General features: G+C 62.7%; 25 protein-coding genes. 15 read left to right on the plus strand and 10 right to left on the minus strand.

Annotation, left to right across the window (positions count from 1 at the left end; translation table 11 throughout):
- Nucleotide 1 precedes the first annotated feature (1 nt).
- The gene (locus ACXYMS_RS13670; protein WP_458907123.1) at nucleotides 2–901 is read left to right on the plus strand and encodes a hypothetical protein; all 900 of its coding nucleotides are present in this window, start codon (nucleotides 2–4) and stop codon (nucleotides 899–901) included.
- A 33-nt stretch (nucleotides 902–934) separates the two neighbouring features.
- Here ACXYMS_RS13670 and rlmN read toward each other — a convergent pair whose 3' ends face one another.
- The 4 genes from rlmN to thpR form a co-directional block, all read right to left on the minus strand.
- Entirely contained in the window at nucleotides 935–2143 is a 1209-nt protein-coding gene (rlmN, locus tag ACXYMS_RS13675) for a 23S rRNA (adenine(2503)-C(2))-methyltransferase RlmN (RefSeq protein ID WP_458907125.1), read from the minus strand.
- Between the two features lie 125 nt (nucleotides 2144–2268).
- Nucleotides 2269–2775, minus strand: coding sequence for an invasion associated locus B family protein (locus ACXYMS_RS13680; RefSeq protein WP_458907127.1), 507 nt, complete (start codon nucleotides 2773–2775; stop codon nucleotides 2269–2271).
- Between the two features lie 83 nt (nucleotides 2776–2858).
- Complete coding sequence (locus ACXYMS_RS13685; RefSeq protein WP_458907128.1) at nucleotides 2859–3380, minus strand: invasion associated locus B family protein; 522 nt, start codon at nucleotides 3378–3380, stop codon at nucleotides 2859–2861.
- A gap of 234 nt (nucleotides 3381–3614) precedes the next feature.
- Nucleotides 3615–4154 (minus strand): RNA 2',3'-cyclic phosphodiesterase, encoded by a 540-nt coding sequence (thpR, locus tag ACXYMS_RS13690; RefSeq protein WP_458907130.1) that lies wholly within the window; start codon nucleotides 4152–4154, stop codon nucleotides 3615–3617.
- A gap of 214 nt (nucleotides 4155–4368) precedes the next feature.
- Here thpR and ACXYMS_RS13695 point away from each other — a divergent pair, with 214 nt between their 5' ends.
- A complete protein-coding gene (locus tag ACXYMS_RS13695; protein ID WP_458907131.1) occupies nucleotides 4369–5094 on the plus strand; it encodes a Bax inhibitor-1/YccA family protein in 726 nt (241 codons plus the stop codon).
- A 101-nt stretch (nucleotides 5095–5195) separates the two neighbouring features.
- On the plus strand, nucleotides 5196–5693 hold the full coding sequence (locus ACXYMS_RS13700; RefSeq protein ID WP_458907132.1) for a GNAT family N-acetyltransferase: 498 nt from the start codon (nucleotides 5196–5198) through the stop codon (nucleotides 5691–5693).
- Between the two features lie 21 nt (nucleotides 5694–5714).
- On the opposite strand, the gene ACXYMS_RS13705 is transcribed toward ACXYMS_RS13700, so the two are convergent.
- From ACXYMS_RS13705 to acnA, 4 genes are all read right to left on the minus strand, one after another.
- The gene (locus ACXYMS_RS13705) at nucleotides 5715–6140 is read right to left on the minus strand and encodes a GNAT family N-acetyltransferase (RefSeq protein ID WP_458907134.1); all 426 of its coding nucleotides are present in this window, start codon (nucleotides 6138–6140) and stop codon (nucleotides 5715–5717) included.
- A 41-nt stretch (nucleotides 6141–6181) separates the two neighbouring features.
- On the minus strand, nucleotides 6182–6565 hold the full coding sequence (locus ACXYMS_RS13710) for a DUF2794 domain-containing protein (RefSeq protein WP_458907135.1): 384 nt from the start codon (nucleotides 6563–6565) through the stop codon (nucleotides 6182–6184).
- A gap of 331 nt (nucleotides 6566–6896) precedes the next feature.
- Nucleotides 6897–7634, minus strand: a complete 738-nt coding sequence (locus tag ACXYMS_RS13715; protein WP_458907137.1) for a DUF1223 domain-containing protein — start codon at nucleotides 7632–7634, stop codon at nucleotides 6897–6899.
- Nucleotides 7635–7811: 177 nt separating this feature from the next.
- Nucleotides 7812–10565 (minus strand): aconitate hydratase AcnA, encoded by a 2754-nt coding sequence (acnA, locus tag ACXYMS_RS13720; protein WP_458907139.1) that lies wholly within the window; start codon nucleotides 10563–10565, stop codon nucleotides 7812–7814.
- A gap of 156 nt (nucleotides 10566–10721) precedes the next feature.
- On the opposite strand from acnA, the gene ccmA reads away from it, so the two are divergent.
- The 6 genes from ccmA (at nucleotide 10722) to ACXYMS_RS13750 (ending at nucleotide 13685) form a co-directional block, all read left to right on the plus strand.
- Nucleotides 10722–11348: a heme ABC exporter ATP-binding protein CcmA gene (gene ccmA / locus ACXYMS_RS13725; protein WP_458907140.1), complete on the plus strand. Its 627-nt coding sequence runs from the start codon at nucleotides 10722–10724 to the stop codon at nucleotides 11346–11348.
- Nucleotides 11345–12010, plus strand: a complete 666-nt coding sequence (gene ccmB / locus ACXYMS_RS13730; protein ID WP_458907142.1) for a heme exporter protein CcmB — start codon at nucleotides 11345–11347, stop codon at nucleotides 12008–12010. Before ccmA ends, ccmB begins: the two co-directional genes overlap by 4 nt.
- A 9-nt stretch (nucleotides 12011–12019) precedes the next feature.
- A complete protein-coding gene (locus tag ACXYMS_RS13735; RefSeq protein WP_458907144.1) occupies nucleotides 12020–12790 on the plus strand; it encodes a heme ABC transporter permease in 771 nt (256 codons plus the stop codon).
- Nucleotides 12787–12933: a heme exporter protein CcmD gene (gene ccmD, locus ACXYMS_RS13740; RefSeq protein WP_458907146.1), complete on the plus strand. Its 147-nt coding sequence runs from the start codon at nucleotides 12787–12789 to the stop codon at nucleotides 12931–12933. Before ACXYMS_RS13735 ends, ccmD begins: the two co-directional genes overlap by 4 nt.
- Nucleotides 12933–13466 (plus strand): DsbE family thiol:disulfide interchange protein, encoded by a 534-nt coding sequence (locus tag ACXYMS_RS13745; protein WP_458907148.1) that lies wholly within the window; start codon nucleotides 12933–12935, stop codon nucleotides 13464–13466. Before ccmD ends, ACXYMS_RS13745 begins: the two co-directional genes overlap by 1 nt.
- A gap of 72 nt (nucleotides 13467–13538) precedes the next feature.
- Nucleotides 13539–13685 carry a Flp family type IVb pilin gene (locus tag ACXYMS_RS13750; protein WP_458907150.1) on the plus strand — a complete coding sequence of 49 codons (147 nt, stop codon included), beginning with the start codon at nucleotides 13539–13541 and terminating at the stop codon, nucleotides 13683–13685.
- A gap of 59 nt (nucleotides 13686–13744) precedes the next feature.
- Here ACXYMS_RS13750 and ACXYMS_RS13755 read toward each other — a convergent pair whose 3' ends face one another.
- Complete coding sequence (locus ACXYMS_RS13755) at nucleotides 13745–13972, minus strand: DUF1674 domain-containing protein (protein WP_458907152.1); 228 nt, start codon at nucleotides 13970–13972, stop codon at nucleotides 13745–13747.
- Between the two features lie 80 nt (nucleotides 13973–14052).
- On the opposite strand from ACXYMS_RS13755, the gene htpX reads away from it, so the two are divergent.
- From htpX to ACXYMS_RS13785, 6 genes are all read left to right on the plus strand, one after another.
- The gene (gene htpX / locus ACXYMS_RS13760; protein ID WP_458907154.1) at nucleotides 14053–15036 is read left to right on the plus strand and encodes a zinc metalloprotease HtpX; all 984 of its coding nucleotides are present in this window, start codon (nucleotides 14053–14055) and stop codon (nucleotides 15034–15036) included.
- A 71-nt stretch (nucleotides 15037–15107) separates the two neighbouring features.
- Nucleotides 15108–16382 carry an RsmB/NOP family class I SAM-dependent RNA methyltransferase gene (locus tag ACXYMS_RS13765; RefSeq protein WP_458907156.1) on the plus strand — a complete coding sequence of 425 codons (1275 nt, stop codon included), beginning with the start codon at nucleotides 15108–15110 and terminating at the stop codon, nucleotides 16380–16382.
- A 109-nt stretch (nucleotides 16383–16491) separates the two neighbouring features.
- Nucleotides 16492–18105: a heparinase II/III family protein gene (locus ACXYMS_RS13770; protein ID WP_458907158.1), complete on the plus strand. Its 1614-nt coding sequence runs from the start codon at nucleotides 16492–16494 to the stop codon at nucleotides 18103–18105.
- Between the two features lie 104 nt (nucleotides 18106–18209).
- Nucleotides 18210–19793: a bifunctional phosphoribosylaminoimidazolecarboxamide formyltransferase/IMP cyclohydrolase gene (gene purH, locus ACXYMS_RS13775; RefSeq protein ID WP_458907159.1), complete on the plus strand. Its 1584-nt coding sequence runs from the start codon at nucleotides 18210–18212 to the stop codon at nucleotides 19791–19793.
- Between the two features lie 177 nt (nucleotides 19794–19970).
- Nucleotides 19971–21377, plus strand: a complete 1407-nt coding sequence (leuC, locus tag ACXYMS_RS13780) for a 3-isopropylmalate dehydratase large subunit (RefSeq protein ID WP_458907161.1) — start codon at nucleotides 19971–19973, stop codon at nucleotides 21375–21377.
- Nucleotides 21368–21796 (plus strand): metallopeptidase family protein, encoded by a 429-nt coding sequence (locus ACXYMS_RS13785; RefSeq protein WP_458907163.1) that lies wholly within the window; start codon nucleotides 21368–21370, stop codon nucleotides 21794–21796. Before leuC ends, ACXYMS_RS13785 begins: the two co-directional genes overlap by 10 nt.
- Here the strand turns inward: ACXYMS_RS13785 and ACXYMS_RS13790 are convergent.
- Complete coding sequence (locus tag ACXYMS_RS13790; protein WP_458907164.1) at nucleotides 21793–22173, minus strand: hypothetical protein; 381 nt, start codon at nucleotides 22171–22173, stop codon at nucleotides 21793–21795. The two genes, ACXYMS_RS13785 and ACXYMS_RS13790, sit on opposite strands and share 4 nt — an antisense overlap.
- Nucleotides 22174–22247: the final 74 nt, after the last annotated feature.

Consider the following 22247-nt stretch of genomic DNA (forward strand, 5'->3'; position numbering starts at 1 on the left):
GATGACAAAAAATTACTTCTTAGTAGACCCTTGGAATCGCACCGATTCTGAGAAAATCGACACCGAAGAAGCAGAGAAACTTCTAAGTGCCCGCGATTTCATCAGCGACTATATAAGCTTCGAGGAAAATTTAGTTGCCGTAAAAAACTCGTTTTACGAGTACGAGCTATTCCTGCTTAGCATTGGACTCGACTATGAGTTTGATCACTCAGCGGATAGTGATTTTTTTCAAGACAAGCGTGTTCTCGCAAATGCGAAGGTATTGTCAGTCCTAAACTCGATAACAAGTTTTAGAGATCGATTTCCAAACATAAAATATCGACATAATGATACTTCTACTAAGGAATATTTTAAAGAAAACTGGGATACACAAAAAAGTGGAAGTATTGAATTTCATTTTTGTGAGGTATTGCGAAATTACGCTCAGCACAACACTCAGCCGATTTCAGGCGTGACAGTGGGAGGTGGCTGGGACGACAAGAGAGAGTGGCGAGAATCTCGCGCTTCGATTTTCGTCACCGTTTCCGAAGTCACAGCAGATCGCAAAGTGCCCAATCACCTAAAAGAAAAGTTTGTAAATCACTTCGGCACTAAGGCCGATGTAACTATGCTTTTGCGAGAAGCCGTAGATGGTCTTGGTTTGGTGGCCAAAGAGATGCGCAGTTGGCTTGGCCCAGAGCTTGAAAGGGTAATTTCGCACTATCAAGGTTACCTCGACAGAGCCGAAAGGGATGGGTTTCTTTATTTGGTCCTCACATCTGACTCAGACTATCCCACTGGACAGCCTCAGTTCTTTTCGGACTTTTTAACTCGCGCGAGGAAGTTAAGAGCGCGAACTATCCTCACGCATACCTCTAACCATTATATCTCTAGTCGCCCGCGCGGACATTCTGCGCCATAGAAATCCCCTCGCCAAACCTCGGCAAACATGGCCTCAAAGCGTCAGCAGGGCGTTCCGGTCTTTCCTGGACAGCCGTTCGCTCTCGCTCTTCAACTGCCCGCAGGCGGCGAAGATGTCGCGGCCACGCGGGGTACGGACGGGCGAGGCATAGCCCGCCTTATTGACGATATCGGCGAAGCGCTCGATGCGCGAAGAGGGCGAAGTCCCATAATTGGCGCCGGGCCAGGGATTGAACGGGATGAGATTGATCTTGGCCGGAATGCCGGCGAGCAACCGCACCAGTTCGCGGGCCTCGGCGTCGCTGTCATTGATGCCGTCGAGCATCACATATTCAAAGGTGATGCGGCGCGCGTTCGAGAGGCCCGGATAATTCCTGCATGCCTCGAGCAAGTCCTTGAGCGGCCATTTCTTGTTGATCGGCACCAGCACGTCGCGCAGGTCGTCGCGCACGGCATGCAGGGAAATCGCCAGCATGACATCGATCTCGCGCCCGGTCGGCTCGATATAGGGCACGACGCCCGAGGTCGAAAGGGTGATGCGGCGCTTGGAAAGGCTCATGCCGTCGCCGGCCGAGGCGATGAGCAGGGCCTGCTTGACGTTCTCGTAATTGTAGAGCGGCTCGCCCATGCCCATCATCACGATATTGGTGATGGCGCGGCTTTCGCCACCCGGCACGAGGCCGCCGTCATCGGGGCGCGACCCGCCGGGAAAATCCCCCAGTCGCTCGCGCGCCATCAGCACCTGCCCCAGGATTTCCCCGGCGGTCAGGTTGCGCACCAGCTTCTGCGTGCCGGTATGGCAGAACGAACAGGTCAGGGTACATCCCACCTGGGAAGAGACACACAATGTCCCGCGATCACTTTCCGGAATATAGACCGTTTCCACCTCGACCGGCGGCATATTGGGATTGGCCGGATCGCGGAAGCGGAACAGCCATTTGCGCGTGCCATCTACCGAGACCTGCTCGGTGACGATCTCGGGGCGGTCGAGATTGAACGTGTCCGAGAGCTTCTGGCGCACCGGCTTGGCCACATTGGTCATGCGGTCGAAATCGGTGACGCCGTTGACATAGAGCCAGTTCCAGAGCTGGCTGGCGCGCATGCGCCCTTCCTTTTCGCCCACCACTTCATGGGTGACCAGCGCCTCTGCCAGCCCCGCCTTGGACAGGCCGATCAGCGACGGCCGGCTGGCCGCAGCCGGGCGGATGGCAGACGAATGGTCAAGGTTCAGCGCAATGCTCATGGCAGGCACATGGGTTCCGGAAATGCGGGAAGTGCGCGCCAATAGCATAGTGGCGGGGATTTCGCAAAGTCACGCTGATGGGAAGCGGGAATGCGATAGGTGCAAACACAGGCTCGGATCGAACACTAGCACTCGGCGCCGATGGCCTGCTGGGCCGCGGTGGCGCCGGAGAGCGAAAAGGACTGCACAATCTCGGTGCCTGCGGCCGAGGTACCGGTGATGGTCACCGTGGTGCCGGCGCGGAGTGCCGCTGCCAGATTGGCGGCCTGGGCGCTGTCATCGAGCCAGGCCGCATCATTCTGGGTAAAGAGCGGGAAATCCTCCCCGCCGACGCTGGCCACGGCCATTGAGCCGGTCTGGAAAGTATAGCCGGCCACCACGTTGAACTCGTTGACCACATCCTCGCCAGGGCGGCTGCTGATGTAGAGATAGGCGTCGCCATAGCCATCCGGCGTCGGCTCGGTGGATTTCGGCCTGGTCATGGCAAAGCACACCGTGCCACCACCGTCATCGGCGGCAAAGCTCGACCAGTCACGAAAGTCGCCCAGCACCCGTGCCGACTGAGCCTGCACCGGTGCGAGCGCAGCCATGACCAGGAGAAGGGCGGACGGCAGGGCGGAAATGCGGATCATGAAGTCTCGGCTCTTGGCGGAACTGGGCAGCGGGTTTGGCCCGGATGCCCAGTTACAAATGTTCAGCGTAAAGGAGCAAGCCCCTACTGGCAGGCAGCGTCGATGGCGTTCATGGCGGCCGTTGCGCCAGAAAGAGAATAGGTATCGACCGTATCGGTTCCACGCTGGCTGGTGCCCCGCACCACCATCTGGCTGCCGGCCTTGAATGCGGTGACGAAACCGGGTTCGTCGCTGCTCGACGCCAGCCAGGCGGTCGAGCCGCGAGCGGCCATGACATAGCTCTTGCCGTCAATGGCCGCCGAGGCCTTGGCGTCGGTGGAATTGTAGGGATAGCCGATCTGGGTCTGGACCTCATTCTTGGAGCCCATGCCCTTGCGATGCACAATCAGGAACTTGATCGGGTCGCGGTTGGCGCCGGCAGGCGTGCTGCTCTGCGGCTCGCCGATGATGAAGCAGAGCTGGCCGCTCTGGTCGCTGGCCGTATAGGCGGACCAGGCGTTGAAGGTGCCCAGTTCCGTGGCCTGCTGCGCCTGTGCGGCTGGCGCCAGTGCCATGAGCGCCGCGACCGCAAGCCCGAGTGCGAGGCTACCGGTTTTTGTCGTCATCGCCAAATTTTCCTCTTGTCTTGCTGCCGTTGGGGCTGACTGCCCGCGCAGTTTGCCCCCAACATGGTTACCAAGGTGTCAAAACCCGTCGGCCCCCGCCGCGCCTGAAAGGCTTTTGTTTCAAATGAAAGCCAAAGGCGGCGGGATTGGGGCGTCTCCTGCCCAAGACGCTTCGTGTGCCCGCAAAGGGTTAAGCGTGCGCTAACAAGGGTGTGATTGCCCCTGCGTGACCCCCTAGGCAGCAAGCGGATAGCTCTGCTCTACCAGATAGGGTCCACCGCCCACCGAATCGCGGCTGGAAAACAGCACGAAGCGGGCGGGCACGAAACTGATCGCCTCGAACCGTGCGGCTTCGGCCATGAAGCGGGCAACCTCCTCGGCCGAGGTGCCGCGCAATCGCGCCAGGCTCACATGCGGCACGAATTTGCGCCCCTCGGGCGGCAGGCCGACGCGTTGCAACATCCGCTCCTGTGCCGCCTGCAAGCGGTTGAGCGCCTCGGAGGGCTCGACACCGGCATAGAGCGCCCGCGGCTTGTCACCACCGAACGTGCCCAGATGGGTCAGCCGAATAGGGAATTGCAGCGAGTTGGAAAGCCGGTCGAGGCTGTCCACCACATCATCGGCGGTATTGCCATCGACATCGCCGATGAAGCGCAGGGTAATGTGATAGTTTTCCGGGTCGGACCAGCGGGCTCCGGTGAGGCCGCCTCGCTTGAGCGACAGGGCAAAGCCCACATCGGCGGGAATTTCGAGGCCGGTAAAGAGCCGGGGCATGATGAGCCTCCCTGGCATTTGCTGCCGCATCGCGTCGCGATTCGCTTCCTGAGCCTAGCACAATCGGTTCATCGGTCGAGGCCCCGGTGTCGCAGCGTTCCGATTGTCCTTGTCAATCAAGGGATCACTCCCCATATTCCTTGCCAAGTGGCAAAGCCAATTGCCCCCGGCGGTGACAAGACCGCGTGTTTTCTTTCGGGAAAGGAACCTGAGAATGGCTGAATATGACCGTCAGACCCTCGGTGCGCGGGCCGGCTCGGCCGTGGCCATCGATGAGGGCCTGCGCAGCTACATGCTGCGCGTCTATAATTACATGGGCCTCGGCCTCGTGGTGACCGGCCTCGTGGCCTTCTTCACCAGCCAGTGGGCCATGTCGAGCCAGGCCAATGCCGAGCTGCTCTATGGCAGCCCGCTGGCATGGGTTATCATGCTGTCGCCGCTGGCTTTCGTGCTGGTGCTGAGCTTCGGCATCAACAAGCTGTCCGTACCGGCGGCACAGGGCGTCTTCTGGGCCTTCGCGGCCGTGATGGGCCTGTCGCTGTCCTCGATCTTCCTGGTCTATACCGGCGCTTCGATCGCCAAGGTGTTCTTCATCACCGCCGCCACCTTCGGCGCGATGAGCCTTTACGGCTACACCACCAAGCGCGACCTGACCGGCATGGGCAACTTCCTGATGATGGGCCTGATCGGCATCATCATCGCCTCGATCGTCAATATCTTCATGGCCTCGTCCATGCTCGATTTCGCGATCTCGGTCCTGGGCGTGCTGATCTTCACCGGTCTCACCGCCTATGACACCCAGAAGATCAAGGAAAGCTATTCGGAAAGCTATGGCGCCGACGTGCTGGCCAAGAATGCCATCATGGGCGCGCTCTCGCTCTACCTCGACTTCATCAACCTGTTCATGATGCTGCTCCGCCTGTTCGGCAATCGCGAGTAGCACCACGAACTTCCTTGATATCGTAATCAAGGAATTTGGTTGGACGACAAAGGGGACCGCAGCCTAAAAGGGCTGCGGTCCCTTCTTTTTGAGCCTCTCCCGTGTCCGACTATTCCCTGCGCGCCTTTTCCTGGTCCGATGTTCCCGCCATCACGACGATCTATCGCCACTATGTCGAAAACACCGCCATCACCTTCGACACCGAGGCGCCCGGTGAAGAAGCGATTGCGGAGAAATATGCCGGCCTCAAAAAGCTCGGCCACCCGCTGATCATCGCGGAGCGCGCTGGCAAATTGGTAGGCTACGCCTATGCCAGCTTCTATCGGCCCCGCGCCGCCTATCGCTTCACCTGCGAGGATTCGATCTATCTCGACCCCAACGAAACCGGCCGTGGCCTGGGCAAGGCCATGCTCACCGAATTGCTGATCCAGTCGAAAGCCTTTGGCTTCAGGCAGATGCTGGCGGTGATCACCGCCGACACGGCCAATTCGATTCGCATTCATGAAAAGTTCGGCTTCGAGCGGGTCGGCTATTACACCGGCGTCGGCTACAAGTTCGACCGCTGGCACGACATCGTGCATCTGCAAAAGGCGCTTTAGTCGTGGAAGGCGGCAGCAGTCCTAGGCCAGCGTTTTGCGCATAACAAAGCAGTCGATGAAGCGGCCACTCTGCGCGACCTCCCCGCTGGTCCAGCCGCGGGCGCGATAGAATGGCAGGGCCGTCCGGGTAGCCTTGAGCCTGCCTTCGCCAAAGCCGCGGCCCGCCAGGTCGGCTTCCATGTGTTCGAGAAGTCGCGTGCTGATCCCGCGGAACCGCATGTCCGGCGCTACATAGTTAAGTGCAATCTCGCCGTCAGCCGTGGTGGCCCCGACAGCGACAACCTGCCCTTCCACTTCGGCTACCACCATAAAGAAACCGTCCCGCGCCAGCATGGCAAGAATGCCATCAGGGGTTTTATTGCTGGTCCATTCTGCGATCCGGTTCGGATCATCCGCATGATCGGCATGGCAAAGTTCGGTGATCGAGGCGATCAACACCCGACTCATGGCCGGTGCATCTTCGGCAGTCGCCGGGCGGACGACCAGCGTCACCCCACCACCAGCAGGTCTGGGTCGAGCACGCGCAGCACCTGGGCCAGGTCGTGGCCGCGCTTCAAGATGCGGCCCTGCTGGTTGGTGACCATGTACTGGCCCTGCTTGTTGCGCAGTTTGGGGTTTTTCTCGACTACAAAGAGCGGGCGTTCCGACACCCGGGCATAGATCGAGAACAGCGCCCGGTCCTTGAGGAAATCCATGGCATAATCACGCCACTCGCCGGTCCCAACCTTGCGGCCATAAACGGACAGGATCTGCATCAGTTCCTTGCGCTCAAACGCCACCACGGGCTGTACGGGCCGGTTGGCCTGTGCGGCGGGCTCGCCCACATGCACCAGCGCCAGATTGCTTCGATTATCGTCCGGAGGACCCTGCACGCCGCCTCAACGCCCTGTAATCAACAAAACGCTTCCGGCAAAGCTGTCGATGAGCGGTTCGGAAGCGCCATACAAGCGTCATGATCGACGCATTCGTCGCCCTTGGCAAGTCCGGCCAAAATTCCCCAATTCGGCCACGATTTGTCCCTTTCGGCGCCCCATTGGGCAGGCATCGTTCAACCATTGCCTCCAGTGGCTGGCAGCCGGGCCGACGAGCCCCCAAACCAGTAGGCCCGATTGCCAGCCGCCCCCTATTTGAGTTGACCCAAAGTCAGTGACGCCCGCTTCCGCCCCCGGAGCGGGCGTTTTTCATGGGCCCTCGGACGCTATGTCAGAAATTGTAAGCGGCGGCCCCAAGAATGGGTCCGGGCGTGCCATTGCGTTCCTGCTGCACCAACACGGCAACACCCCCCGCTGCATTTTCTGCAAACTGGTCGAGAGGCAGTTTCACCTCGGCGCCGGTATCGGCTTCCCACATGCCCAATATCTGCCGGTCGACCACGACCTGCGTATAGACCATGGATTTCCCGGCATTCTCGCCCTGCTCGATGACCACTTCGGCGCGATCGAGATAGCGCACCAGCCAGATGGTGGCATCTTCCAGCGTGGCATCGGCCGGGACCTGCAATTTGAGCATGTCGCCGTGAACGTCCAGCGAAAGCGTCAGCGGCAGCTGGGCCGAGGTCAAGGCGTCCTGCACCTCGTCGCGCCGGGAGCCAACGACGCCCTCTGCGCCATTGACGACCATTTGCGGGGTGAAGATGCGCGACGACCCCCAGCTCTTGGCGTAGCCGCGCTGCCGGTCCGAAAAGCCCTTGTCGCCAAAGGTATCTTCCCAGCCGATATAGTCCCAATAGTCGACATGATAGGCCAGCGCCACGACGTCCTCGCGCTCGGCGAGGCTGGTCAGCAGCGCATCGGCCGGCGGACAGGACGAACAACCCTGGCTGGTGAACAATTCCACCACGGCCCGCGGTGAATGCCGCACTGAATCGGCTTGAATCGCGGTCAGGGGCGTGAGCGCGAAGAAGACACCAGCAATAAGGCCGGGAGCGAGGCGGGCAGACATGGGCGCTGTTGTAAGCCGCGCTGGTATCTATTGCCTAGTCAAAAGCGGGTGAAAGACAGGTTCGGCCAGGCCATCCGGCGCCAGTGTGGCAATGCCGCCACCGGCAAAACCGGACTGCGCTAACAAGATGGCGGCCCCGAAGGGCCGCCATCATCCATTTCTCAATGTGAACGCCGCTTACGCCGCGACCAGGCTGCGCAGCACATAGTGCAGGATGCCGCCATTCTTGTAGTAGTCGAGCTCATTGGCCGTATCGATGCGGCAGCGAGTCTCGATGGTGAAGCTCTCGCCGCTGGCCCGTGTGACCTTCACATTGACCACAGCGCGCGGCACGATCTGGTCGACCCCGGCGATGTCCACCGTCTCGGTGCCATCAAGACCCAGGCTCTGCCAGCTCTCACCGTCCTTGAACTGCAGCGGGATGACACCCATGCCGACCAGGTTGGAGCGGTGGATACGCTCGAAGCTTTGCGCAATGACCGCCTTGACGCCGAGCAGGTTCGTGCCCTTGGCCGCCCAGTCGCGCGAGGAACCGGTGCCATATTCCTTGCCGGCAAAGACTACCAGCGGCGTGCCCTGCTGCTGATAGGCCATGGCCGCGTCATAGATCGGCATCTGCGAGCCATCCGGCCCCTTGGTAAAACCGCCCTCGACGCCATCGAGCATCATGTTCTTGATACGGATATTGGCGAATGTGCCCCGCATCATCACTTCATGATTGCCGCGGCGGGCGCCATAGGAGTTGAAATCCTTGGGGGCCACCTGGCGCTCGGTGAGGTACTGGCCGGCCGGTGTGCCGGACTTGAACGAACCCGCCGGCGAAATGTGGTCGGTGGTGATCGAATCGAGGAACAGCGCCAGCACCCGGGCCGAGACCACATCGGTCACCGGCTTGGGTTCCATCGTAAGATCTTCGAAATAGGGCGGGTTCTGCACATAGGTGGACGAGGAATTCCAGCCATAGGTCTCCCCGCCTTCCACAGCAATGCCCTGCCAAAGCGCATCGCCCTTGAACACGTCCGAATAACGCGAGCGGAACATTTCGGCGGTGACATGCTTGCGCACGATCTCGGCAACCTCGTGATTGGTGGGCCAGACATCCTTGAGATAGACCGGCTTGCCATCCTTGCCTACGCCCAGCGGCTCGGTGGTGATGTCGACATTGAGCGTGCCAAGCAGCGCATAGGCCACCACCAGCGGCGGGGAAGCGAGATAGTTTGCCCGTACGTCGGGGTTCACGCGGCCCTCAAAGTTACGATTGCCCGAGAGCACCGAGGCGGCAACCAGCTTGTTCTCGTTGATCGTATCGGAAATGGCCGGCGGCAGCGGGCCGGAATTGCCGATACAGGTGGTGCAGCCATAACCGACGAGGTTAAAACCGATGGCGTCCAGATCATCCTGCAGGCCTGCCGCAGTGAGATAGTCGGTGACCACCTGCGAGCCGGGCGCCAAAGAGGTCTTGACCCAGGGCCGTGAATTGAGGCCCAGCGCCCGCGCCTTGCGGGCGACAAGGCCCGCAGCGACCAGCACCGAGGGATTGGATGTATTGGTGCACGAGGTGATGGCGGCGATCACCACCGAGCCGTCAGTGATGGAATAGTCGCAACCCTTGACCGTATAGGCGGCCTCTTCGGGAATGTCATGGACGCCACTGGCGCCTTCATCGACATAGCGGCTTTCCTGGCGGTCGTCGGGCAGGCGCGTGCGCTCGATGCGCCCGCCGCTGAGTTCCGGCAGTGCCGCGTCAAAGGCGCGAGTGACGTCCTTGAGCGCCACACGGTCCTGCGGGCGCTTGGGGCCGGACAATGAGGGCACCACGGTGGTGAGGTCGAGTTCGAGCGTCGAGGTAAAGACCGGATCGGCAGTTTCGGAAGTACGGAACATGCCCTGGGCCTTTGAATAGGCCTCGACCAGCGCCACGCGATCGGCTTCGCGGCCGGTGGTGGACAGGAATTTGAGCGTATCGGCATCGACCGGGAAATAGCCGCAGGTGGCGCCATATTCCGGAGCCATATTGGCGATGGTCGCCTGGTCTTCGAGGCTGAGATAGTCGAGGCCCGGGCCATAGAACTCCACGAACTTGCCGACCACGCCCTTCTTGCGCAGCATTTCGGTGACGGTAAGCACGAGATCGGTTGCGGTGATGCCTTCATTGATCCGGCCGGTCAGCTTGAAGCCGACGACTTCGGGGATCAGCATGGTGATCGGCTGGCCCAGCATGGCGGCCTCGGCCTCGATGCCGCCCACGCCCCAGCCCAGCACGGCCAGGCCATTGACCATGGTGGTGTGCGAGTCCGTGCCCACCAGCGTATCGGGATAGGCGATGGTTTCGCCATTCTCGTCCTTGGTCCAGACGGTCTGGGCCAGATATTCCAGGTTCACCTGGTGGCAGATGCCGGTGCCCGGCGGCACCACGCGGAAATTGTCAAAGGCCGACTGGCCCCAGCGCAGGAATTCATAGCGCTCGCCATTGCGCTCATATTCGAGCTCGACATTCTGCTCGAATGCCAGTGGCGTGCCGAAATTGTCCACCATCACCGAGTGGTCGATGACCAGGTCCACCGGGACCAGCGGGTTGATCTTCTGCGGATCGGCGCCGAGCTTGGCGGTGGCGTCGCGCATGGCGGCGAGGTCCACCACCGCGGGCACGCCGGTGAAGTCCTGCATCAGGACGCGCGCCGGGCGGTAGGAAATTTCGTGGTCGGAGGTGCGGGTCACCAGCCAGGTGGCCACGGCCTCGATATCGGCCTTGGTCACCGTGCGGTTGTCTTCGAAGCGCAGCAGGTTTTCCAGCACCACCTTCATCGAGCCGGGGAGCCTGGACACACCGGCCAGGCCGTTCTTCTCGGCCTCGAGAATGGAGTAATAGGTGTAGGTCTTGCCGCCGACCGTCAGCGTCGACTTGGATTTGAAGCTGTCTATCGAGGTCATTGTGCTCCGCCCTTCTTGCTGCTTGTGGTGCATCCTCGGGGCTTGGGGCCTCAGGAAAATGCCGCGCATTTCTGGAATGACTCCAGTCTCAGGGGCTTATAGTCAATCACCAAAGCCCTTGCCAGTGCGAGCATGGGTTCAATACGAGATGGGGCCATGACGCAAAGGCAAGTCTTTCCGCAAGTATCTCTTAAGGCAGAAGGCCTTGCGGTCGGTCACGGCGAGGCCGCGCTGGCCGACAATTTGTCAATTACCCTCGCGGGCGGCCAGGGTCTGCTGCTGCGCGGACCCAATGGCGCGGGCAAATCCACCCTGCTGCTAACCCTGGCAGGGCTTCTGCCCGCCCTTTCAGGCCGCATCACCATCGCCGGACATGACCCGGAGGACGGGCCGGCCCTGCATCACTGCGGTCACAAGAATGCCGTTCGGGCGCGTCTCAGCGTCATCGAGACGCTGGATTTCTGGGCCGCCATCAATGGCCGAACCGGAATGATGCCGGTCGCGGCGCTCGAGCGCGTCGGCCTGGGCCGCGCCGCCCGGCTCGATGCCGGTTATCTCTCGGCAGGCCAGCAGAGACGGCTGGCCCTGTCGCGCCTGCTGGTCTCGCGCCGCCCGCTCTGGCTGCTGGATGAACCGAGCGCGGCGCTCGACGCCGAGGGCCATGTCCTCCTGGCCGGCCTCCTGGCCGAGCACCTGGCTTCAGGCGGCCTTGCCGTCATTGCCACCCATGACGAACCGGGCGTTGGCGATCTGGCCACGCTCAATCTGGGTGCGGCGGCATGAGCGGTTTCTGGAGCGTCTTGCGGCGGGATCTGCGCCTCGCCCTTTCCGGCGGTGGGGAAATCCTGACCCTGGTCCTGTTCTTCATCATCGTCGGCGCGATCACGCCTTTTGCCCTGGGACCGGATCGCGACCTTCTGGCCCGCATTGCCCCGGGCCTGATCTGGATTGCGGCATTCCTCGCCATGCTACTGGGCCTCGACCGGCTGTTTCGGCCTGACCGCGACGATGGCACGCTGGCGCTCTATCGCCGCGCCGATACCCCGCTTGCCGCCATCATTGCCGCAAAAGTGATCGGTCACTGGCTGACTGCCGCCATGCCCCTGATCTTGGCATCGCCCTTCCTGGCGCTGATCCTGGCCATGGACATGGACACCTTCTGGCGCACTCTGCTGTCGCTGCTGCTCGGCACGCCGGCCCTGGCCGCCTTCGGCACCTTCGGGGCCGCCGTGACGGTGGCGATCCACCGGGGCAGCCTCTTGGCGCCCATCCTCATCGCCCCCCTCTGCGTGCCCGTTCTGATCTTCGGGGTCGGGACCATCGCGCCGCTGGGCGGACCGGACCAGGCCGGCGCCGCCATGCTGCTGCTTGCGGCACTCAGTCTCATGGCCTTTACGCTGGCTCCCTTTGCCGCCGCGCTTGCGATAGACTGGGGAGAAGAGTAGAGCGCGCCCATGAACCCAGACGCCATCGACGACACACCCAAAATGCGCTGGTGGAACCGGCTGGCCCATCCCGGCCAGTTCGTGAGCTTGACGCGTCCGCTGGTCTGGCCGCTGGTGGCGCTTACCGCCGGGCTCTTCGCCACCGGGCTCTGGTTCGCCTTCTTCAATTCGCCGGCCGACTACCAGATGGGTGACACGGTGCGCATCATGTATGTGCATGTGCCCACCGCCTGGCTCAGCCAGTTCGTCTATGGCGCCATGGCCGTTTCGGCCCTTGGCACGCTTGTCTGGCGCCATCCGCTGGCCGATGTCTCGATGAAGGCCGCCGCCCCGCTGGGCGCCGCCTTTACCGCCATGGCGCTGTTCACCGGCTCGATGTGGGGCCGCCCCACCTGGGGCACGTTCTGGGAATGGGACGGGCGCATGACCTCGACTCTCATTCTCCTTTTCATCTATCTAGGCATTGTCGCTCTCTGGCGCGCTTTTGACGACCAGCTGCGCGCCGCCCGGGTCGTCGCCATTTTCACTCTGGTGGGGGCTCTCAATGTGCCCATCATCAAGTTTTCGGTGGATTGGTGGTCGACCCTGCACCAGCCCGCCAGCGTCTTCCGGGCCGATGGGCCCACCATGCCCGGCTCCATCCTGACGCCGCTTTTGGTCATGTTCTTTGCCTTCACACTCCTGTTCGTCACCATGCAGCTCGTGGCCATGCACACCGAAATACGCCGCCGCCGGGTGATGACGCTGGAGCGCAAGGCGGCGCGGGGAGGCATGGCATGATCGAGCTTGGACAGCACGCCCAGTTCATTATCGGAGCCTATGCCGGGGTCTTTCTGGGCCTTGTGGCGCTGATCGGCTGGATCGTGTTCGACAGCCTTCGCACCAGATCGCGCCTCGCCCAGCTTCAGGACAAGCGCGGCTGATGCGCTACGTCCTGTTCGCCCTGCCGTTGCTCCTGCTCGTGGCGCTGGTCTCGGTCTTTGCCTTTTCCATCGACCGCGACGCCAACCTGGTGCGCTCGGTGCTGATTGACAAACCGATACCCCAGTTTGCGCTGGCGCCGGTGGAGGGGTTGGATGTTCCGGGCTTCGACACCGCGGCGCTGAGCGGCGAACCCACGCTGGTCAATGTCTTTGCCAGCTGGTGCATTCCCTGCCGCGACGAACACTCGCTACTGGAAATTCTCAAGGCAGACACCGGCATTCGCCTGTTCGGGATCAACCATTCGGACGCACCCGAAAATGCTCGGGCTTTTCTTTCTGAGCTAGGCAATCCCTATGACGCGGTGGGCGCTGACCGAGACCGGCGGGTCTCGCTCGACTGGGGCGTCTATGGCGTGCCCGAGACCTTCCTCGTCGATGCCGCGGGGGTGATTGTCTACAAGCATGTCGGCCCATTGACCCCGGAGGCCATTGCATCTGGCCTGCTGCCGGCCATAGAACGGGCCAGAAGCTGAGCCATTCAGCTTGTGTTCATCTTGTCTGCGGCATGTTGCAGGCGTCTTCAGTGTCCTGGAAGAGACTTGTCCATGTTGCGTCGCGTTCTGGCCCATTTGCGCCACCAGCCCCTGATCACCCGGATCGAATATGGGCTGATCGCCGCGATCATCACCGTCGCAACGACTTTTGCGGTCTCGGCCGCCGGCTACAATATCACCGATTTCTTTCCCGGCTGACGCTGATTTTTGTCGCGTTTCCGAACCGCAAAACCGTGACCACTTTTGCTGGAAACGCTTCAGAAATCGCTGGTCAGTCCCTTGATCTCCCAATCGCCATAGCGCACCGGCTCCAGCCCGCCCCGTCCGCCCTTTTCCCTGGGGGCCATGGCTGACGCCGCATCGATCGCCTGCCGCCGTGCCTCTGCCTCGGCAAGGGCGCGCTCCGCCGCCGGACTGAGCACTTTGTGAGCGCTGACCTCGGCTTCCGGGTCTGGTATTGGCGCGTCTTCCATTTCGGCTTCCATTACGTTTCCGTCACCGCTTGCGCGGAACCTCGTCGCACACAACATAATTGCTCGAGACATCCAACCCAAGGGGTTCGACAATGTTCAATGCCTTCCGCACCTTCGTCCTGCTCGCCGGGATGACCGCGCTATTCATGGTGGTGGGCTATTTCATCGGCGGAACCGGCGGCATGATGATCGCCCTGCTGTTCGCTGCCGGCACAAACCTGTTTGCCTATTGGAACTCGGACAAGCTGGTATTGCGCATGCAGAACGCCGTCCCGGTGGAACGCAGCCGCGCCCCTGAACTCTATGACATGGTCGATGTGCTTTCCAAGCGCGCAGGGCTGCCCACTCCGGCAGTCTATGTGATCGAGACCGACCAGCCCAATGCCTTCGCCACCGGCCGCGACCCGAACAATGCCGCCGTGGCTGTGTCGTCCGGCCTTCTGCGCCAGCTCGATACCCGCGAGGTGGCGGGCGTCGTGGCGCACGAACTGGCCCATATCAGGAACCGCGACACCCTGACCATGACCATCACCGCCACCCTGGCCGGCGCGATCTCGGCCCTGGCCCAGTTCGGCCTGTTCTTCGGCGGGGGCAATAACCGCGACAACCCGCTGGGTGGTGTCGGCGCGCTGCTCATGGTGTTCCTGGCCCCGGTCGCAGCCATGCTGGTGCAGATGGCGGTGAGCCGCACCCGCGAATACGAGGCCGACAAGGACGGCGCCGAAATTTCGGGCGACCCGCTGGCCCTCGCCTCGGCGCTCAACAAGATCGCAACACTGGCCGGACGGCAGGTCAATGTGGCGGCCGAGCGCAACCCGGCCATGGCCCACATGTACATCGTCAATCCGCTCAATGGTTCGCGCATGGACAATCTGTTTGCCACCCATCCCGATACCGGCAATCGCATTGCCGCGTTGCAAAGGCTTGCCGCAGAGATGAGCGTGGACGATAAGGGGCGCAGGCCCCAGCCCCGCCCGCGCCCCGCTTCGAGCGGACGCGACACTGGCGGTGGCTGGCGAGTGCCGACCGCAGGACGTACCGAAGATGATGGTAACGTCCGCGGACCCTGGGGATAGATGCACGCGCCAATATCCACGCGTGCCGAAACTGAGTTGACGAATTGGCGCAACGGACCGAACCGGCGGGCTTGAAGCTTCGCCTTGCCGCCGCACAGCGGCTCAAAGCCGTGCTGGCCGGGGAGCATTTTGCTCCGCTCGGCGCAGGCGAGCTGGCGGATGGGCGCGATCGCGGCCTGGCCAACCGGCTGATCACCACCGCACTGCGCCGCCACGGGCAGATCAATGTCATGCTCTCTGAGCTCCTCGACAAGCGCATGCCGGCCAAGTCCGGCAGCTTCGAGGCGGTGCTGCGCCTGTCGCTGGCGCAACTGGTCTTCCTGCCTGATCTGGGTGCGCATAGTGCCCTGTTCCTGGCTGTCGAGGCCATCAAGCGCGACGGCAAGGCCCGGCATCTCTCGGGGCTGATGAACGCCGTGCTGCGCCGGGCGCAGTCCAATTCGGCCCGCTACGGGCTGATGGACGACGAATTGCTGCTGCCTTCAGCGCTGGCGGAAAACTGGACAAAGGCCTATGGCGCCGAGGCGGTTTCCCGCTTTGCCCATGCCTTGATCGACGGAGCCCCGCTCGATCTAACCCTGCGCGACGATGAGCCCGACCTGGTCGAAGCCCTTGGCGCCGATCGCCTGATGGCCGACAGCGTGCGCCTCGAAAGCCGCGACCGGCCGGTTGAAGCCCTGCCGGGCTATGACGAGGGACGCTGGTGGGTGCAGGACGCCGCCGCCGCCATTCCGGCCCGCCTGCTGGGCCTGCCGGCGAACAGTGCCGTGCTCGATCTTTGTGCCGCCCCCGGTGGCAAGACGGCGCAATTGACCAAGGCCGGATACCGCGTTACCGCGCTCGACAGTGACCATACCCGCCTGGAGCGCCTAGAGGCCAATATGAACCGCCTGGGCTATGCCCCAAAAATGGTCGAGGCCGACGCCGCAAATCATGATCCCGCGTCCCCCTTTGATGGCGTGCTGCTCGATGCGCCCTGTTCGGCCACCGGCACATTCCGGCGACATCCCGAAGTGCTCTGGAGCCGCACTGCCGGCGACATTGCCGGACGGGTGCGCCTGCAACGCGCGCTTTTGACCAATGCCTTCCGATGCCTAGCGCCGGGCGGCACCCTGATCTATTGCGTTTGTTCTCTGGAGCCGCCCGAAGGCGAGGATCAGGTCGACTGGGCGCTCGACACCCTGCCCGGTCTGGAGCTTTTGCCGGTGGCCCCGGCCGAGCTGCCGGGCCTCACCGAGGCGGTGACGGCGCGCGGCCTTGTCCGCACCCACCCGGCCATGACACCCGGCGATGGAAATGCCGGCATGGACGGGTTCTTCGTGGCGCGCTTCCGCCGAACACGCTAAAGGGCGGAGACGCGGTAGCCGCAATGGTGGCGCCTGCAAGGAATAAACCGGTGCAATCAAGGCACGACAACAGGTCTGCCTCCACCCCCATGCGGGCGGAGAGCAATAGTTGAGCGGGCGGCTGGTAACAGTCGGGCGCCAGTTTGCGCTTGGTCTCGCCGATGCGGTGGTGACAATGCCGCTGCTGCGCTGGACCTGGCGCGGCCAGACCGACTACGCCTTTGCCGGAGACCTGCCCGACTTCCGCCCCGCCGATCGCGAGGCCGTGCGCGAAATGATGTCGGGGCGCTACCTGCTGGCGTCCAAGCTTTTCGAGACCGGCGGCGCCTCACCCTTCTCTCTCGATGTCGAACATCCCGACTGGTGGAACAATCTCCACAGCTTTTCCTGGCTGCGGCATTTCCGCGATGTCCGCGATCCAGGCGAAAAGCAGTTCGCCAGGACCCTAGTGCTGGACTGGATCGGCCGCGAGGGCCAGTTCGAGGCCGATAGCTGGACCCTGACCCTGACCGCCCAGCGCGTGCTCAACTGGCTGCGCCACCTGACCCCGCTGCTTGACGGCGCCAATGCCGACCAGACCCGCACCATTCAGCGCAGCCTGGGCACGCAGGTGCAGAGCCTGCGCGTGCGCGGTCCGCTCGCGGCCGATTCCGTCGAGGCGCTGTTTGCCGCCATTGGCCTGCTGGGTGCCGAATTGTGCAATGTGGGCGACGTGCCCGACATCGACACCAATGTCGCCCGGCTCGACGCTCTGCTGGGCCAGCAGCTCGACAGGGATGGCCTGCATCTGACACGCAATCCGCGGCTGCAACTGGCGCTTCTGGTCGAGCTGACGAGCCTCCGGCGTGCCGTCGGACGGCATGGCAGCCCGGCCATGTCGGAACTGGCCAACCGCATTGACCGCATGCACGAGGCGCTTGATACGCTGACCCTTTCGAGCGGCGAACCGGTCTATTTCAATGGTTGCGGCCAGGTGCCGCATGACGTGCTGGTGGCCGTGCAGGCCAATGGCCCTTCCGCCTCGCGGCGTTCGCGCCTCTTGGGCGGCTATGGCATCGTGCGGGCCGGTGACACTGTGGTCATTGCCGATTCCGGCCTGCGCCCCCCGCCGGGATTTGACGCCGAGGCTCATGATGGCGCGCTAGCCTTCGAATTCGCCCACGGCAGCGAATTGGTGGTCGGGTCGTGCGGGCCGGCGCCGTCCGACCTGCCCGAGAGCCAGACCCTGTTCCGGCAAGGCGTAGCCCATTCGGCGCCCACCATAGACGCGGAGGGGGCCGGGCAGGGCTCTGGGCGCGATGTCCAGAACCAGCCCATAGTGCTCGACACCGGCGAACATATGCTGAGCCTGACCAGTGCCGGCTACGCCAGGCGGTTCGGCGCCGAGATCGAACGGCGGCTGACCCTGCTTTCGGACGGGACCACGCTGGTTGGACAGGACAGAATCGTTCCCGCTGGCGAACCGCATGGCCTGCTCACCCTGCGCTTCCACCTGGCGCCGGGCGTCAAGGTGCGCCAGACGACCGGCGAAGGCATCGCCCGGCTGGTCTTGCCCAATGGCGTGATCTGGAGCTTCCTGTGGGAAGGCGCCCAGTTCCGCGAAGAGGACAGCGTGCGCCAATCGGCCTATCTGGGCTTTCACCGCACCAGTCAATTGGTTCTCGAGACCAATATCGGGCCGAGCACCGAAGTCGCCTGGATCTTCACGCTGGAGCAGCAATAGCGGGGCCAAACCCGCCGCAAGTCAGCAAACTGATTGGCCTTTGCCGCGTCCCGTGCTAGCGGACGCGCGAAAATCCTCCTTTGACGAATGCGAGACACAAACCCATGGGCAAGACGGTGACGGTCGGGCGGGCGCTGCTTTCGGTCTTCGACAAATCGGGCATGGCAGATTTTGCCAGGGGACTGGCTGAAGCCGGTGTGGAACTGGTCTCCACCGGCGGTACTCACCGCCTGATCAGCGAAGCCGGCCTCAAGGTCCGCGATATTTCCGATCTCACCGGATTCCCCGAAATGATGGATGGGCGGGTCAAGACGCTGCATCCGAAGGTCCATGGTGGCCTCCTCGCGGTGCGCGACAATGCCGAGCATCAGGCGAGCATGGACGTCCATGAAATCGGCCCGATCGACCTGGTTGCGGTCAATCTCTACCCGTTCGAGAAAACAGTGGCCTCCGGCGCCTCCTATGACGAAATCATCGAGAATATCGATATCGGTGGTCCGGCCATGGTGCGCTCGGCCGCCAAGAACCACGCCTTTGTCACCGTCGTCATCGACCCCGCCGACTACCCCGCCATTCTCGAAGCCATAAAGGCCGGCGGCATTCCCTTCGAGATGCGCCAGAAGCTGGCCGCCAAGGCCTATGCCCGCACCGCCGCCTACGACAGCGCCATTTCGAGCTGGTTCGCCCGTGAAATAGACTTTGCCGATGTCGGCTATCGCAGCTTTGCCGGCCACTTGAGCGAGGTGATGCGGTATGGCGAAAACCCGCATCAATGGGCTGCCTTTTACAAGACCGGCGAAAACCGCCCTGGCGTCGCCACCGCCACCCAGGTGCAGGGCAAGACGCTGAGCTACAACAATATCAACGATACAGATGCCGCCTTCGAGCTGGTCAGCGAATTCGACCCGGCCGAAACCGCGGCCGTGGCCATCATCAAGCACGCCAATCCCTGCGGCGTCGCCGTGGCCGGTGACCTCAGGACTGCCTATTTGAAGGCGCTGCGCACCGACCCGGTCTCGGCCTTTGGCGGCATCGTCGCCACCAATCGCGAGATCGACGCCGAGACCGCCACCGAAATCGTGAAGGTCTTTACCGAGGTGATCGTCGCGCCATCGGCCACGCAGGAGGCGCAGGACATCATCGCCGCCAAGAAAAACCTGCGGCTGCTGCTGACGGGCGGCGTCGCCGATCCCAAGGCCGAGGGGCTGATGGTGAAATCGGTGGCGGGTGGCCTGCTGGTGCAGGGCCGCGACAATGCCAATGTCGACGATTGTGAATTGAAGGTCGTCACCAAACGCCAGCCCACGAGCCAGGAGCTGATCGACCTCAAGCTGGCTGCCAAGGTGGCCAAGCACGTCAAGTCCAACGCCATCATCTATGTCAAGGATGGCGCCACTGCCGGCATTGGCGCGGGGCAGATGTCCAGGGTGGATTCGGCCCGCGTTGCCCATCGCAAGTCCATCGACGCGGCGCAGGCGGCCGGCGTCGAGGGCGCGCTGACCCAAGGGTCGGTCGTGGCGTCCGACGCCTTCTTTCCCTTTGCCGACGGCCTCGAGGCGCTGGTCGCGGCTGGCGCCACGGCGGTGATCCAGCCGGGCGGCTCGATGCGTGACGAGGAAGTGATCGCCGCCGCCGATGCCGCCGGCATCGCCATGGTGATGACCGGCATGCGCCACTTCCGGCACTAACCATCGGCAGCAGGTCCCGACGCAGCGGGGGCCAGGTCGGCCCGCTGGCGCGATGCGCCCGCATCCTGAGGGGAACGGCGCCATGCCGTACCCGCGAGTACGGTAGTGCTTGACCCTCGGCCCGGCTTGGGCTTAGAACCACTCCAATCTCTTCATTCCTGCCCCGGAACTATGGATATGACCAAGGCTCGCACGCTCTACGACAAGATCTGGGACGATCATCTGGTCCAGAACAATGAGGACGGCACGAGCCTTCTCTATATCGACCGCCATCTGGTGCACGAAGTGACCTCTCCCCAGGCCTTCGAGGGCCTGCGCATGAACAATCGCAAGGTCCGCCATCCCGAGCGAACCCTGGCCGTGGTTGACCACAATGTCCCTACCACCGACCGTTCCCTGCCCAATCCGGACCCGGAAAGCGCCATCCAGATCGCGGCGCTGGCTGAGAACACGAAGCATTTCGGCATCGAATATTACGACCCCTTCGATCACCGTCAGGGCATCGTGCATATCGTGGGCCCCGAACAGGGCTTCACCCTGCCCGGGATGACCATTGTCTGCGGCGATAGCCACACCTCGACCCATGGCGCCTTTGGCGCGCTGGCGCATGGTATCGGCACCTCGGAAGTGGAACACGTCCTGGCCACACAGACGCTGATCCAGCAAAAGGCCAAGAACATGCTGGTGCGCGTCGACGGGCAACTGCCGCCCGGCGTCACCGCCAAGGACATCATCCTCGCCATCATCGGCGAGATCGGTACCGCCGGCGGCAATGGCCATGTGATCGAGTTTGCCGGCGAGGCCATCCGCTCGCTTTCCATGGAAGGCCGCATGACGGTCTGCAATATGACCATTGAAGGTGGCGCCCGCGCCGGCCTCATCGCGCCCGACGAAAAAACCTTCGCCTATGTCAAGGATCGCCCCCGCGCACCCAAGGGCCAGGCCTGGGACATGGCACTCGACTACTGGAAGAGCCTCAATACCGACGAAGGCGCCCATTACGACAAGGTGGTGATCCTCGACGCCGCCAGGCTGCCACCCATTGTTTCATGGGGCTCTTCGCCGGAAGATGTCATCTCGGTGCAGGGTATCGTGCCCAATCCCGACGACATTGCCGACGAGAACAAGCGCGCTTCCAAGTGGCGGGCGCTGGATTATATGGGTTTGAAGCCCGGCACCAAGATCACCGACATCAAGCTCGACCGCGTCTTTGTCGGCTCCTGCACCAATGGCCGGATCGAGGATCTGCGCGCCGCGGCGGCGGTGATCAAGGACCGCAAGGTCGCCAGCCATGTCTCGGCCATGGTCGTGCCCGGCTCGGGCCTGGTCAAGGCACAGGCCGAGGAAGAAGGCCTCGATGTGATCTTCAAGAATGCTGGTTTTGAATGGCGCGAGCCGGGCTGTTCGATGTGCCTGGCCATGAATCCGGACAAGTTGGCGCCGGGCGAGCGCTGCGCCTCGACCTCCAACCGCAATTTCGAAGGCCGCCAGGGCTTCAAGGGCCGCACCCATCTGGTGTCGCCTGCCATGGCCACCGCCGCCGCCATTGCCGGCCACTTCGTCGACATTCGCGAGTGGCACTGAAGGGTACTGACTGGTCGGGACACTATGCCCCGACCCTGGATGACTTCGAGGCTCTGGCAAGTGCCGCACTGGCCAGCTTGTCGGAGCCTTTTGCGTCCCTGGCGGCCGATGTCACCTGTTCGGTGGCCGAATTTGCCGAGGATGACGTGCTCGAAGGCTTCGGCATGGAAAGCCCATTTGAGCTGATGGGACTGTTCTCGGGCATTGGCATGACCGAGGATGGCGCCGTGCCCCAGACCGGGCAATTGCCCAACACCGTCTATCTTTACCGCCGCGCCATTCTCGACTATTGGGCCGAGAACGATGACAACACGCTGGGCGAGATCATCACCCATGTGCTGATCCACGAACTCGGCCACCATTTCGGTTTTTCCGACGACGAGATGGAGGCGATCGAGGTGGCGGCCGAGGAAGGCTAGGCGCCGCGATTGGACGGATCAGGGCCTTCGGTGACAATGGATGCCGGCTTCTGAGCCGCATCAGTCGTGGGGCCCTCGCCGTTCCGCGATACGAACTCGAATTCGGCCTCGTTGCCGCCGGCCGGGTCATCGGAGACCTTGAGAGCCAGCCCACCTTCATCAAGTGCGGTGAACCACTCCTCCCAGCTAACCAGCCGGAAGCCGCCCACCCGGTCGGGACCCTCATTACCGTCCGAATTGAGGGCGTGCTGGCCAAAGGTCAGCTGCAGGATGGTGCGATTATGCGTGCCCTCCGGCACATCCATCATGATGGGATTGCCGCCGCGTGCGGCCGCCCATTCTCGGATGGCCTGGCGGTCGGTGAGAATCTGGGACATGGGGCGCTCCATTCTTGGTGTTGCTTGAGAAAGCGCCGGCGGCGTGCAAGGTTCCTTGCTCTGGAGCAAAGGAG

The organism is Devosia sp. CAU 1758, from assembly GCF_054482695.1.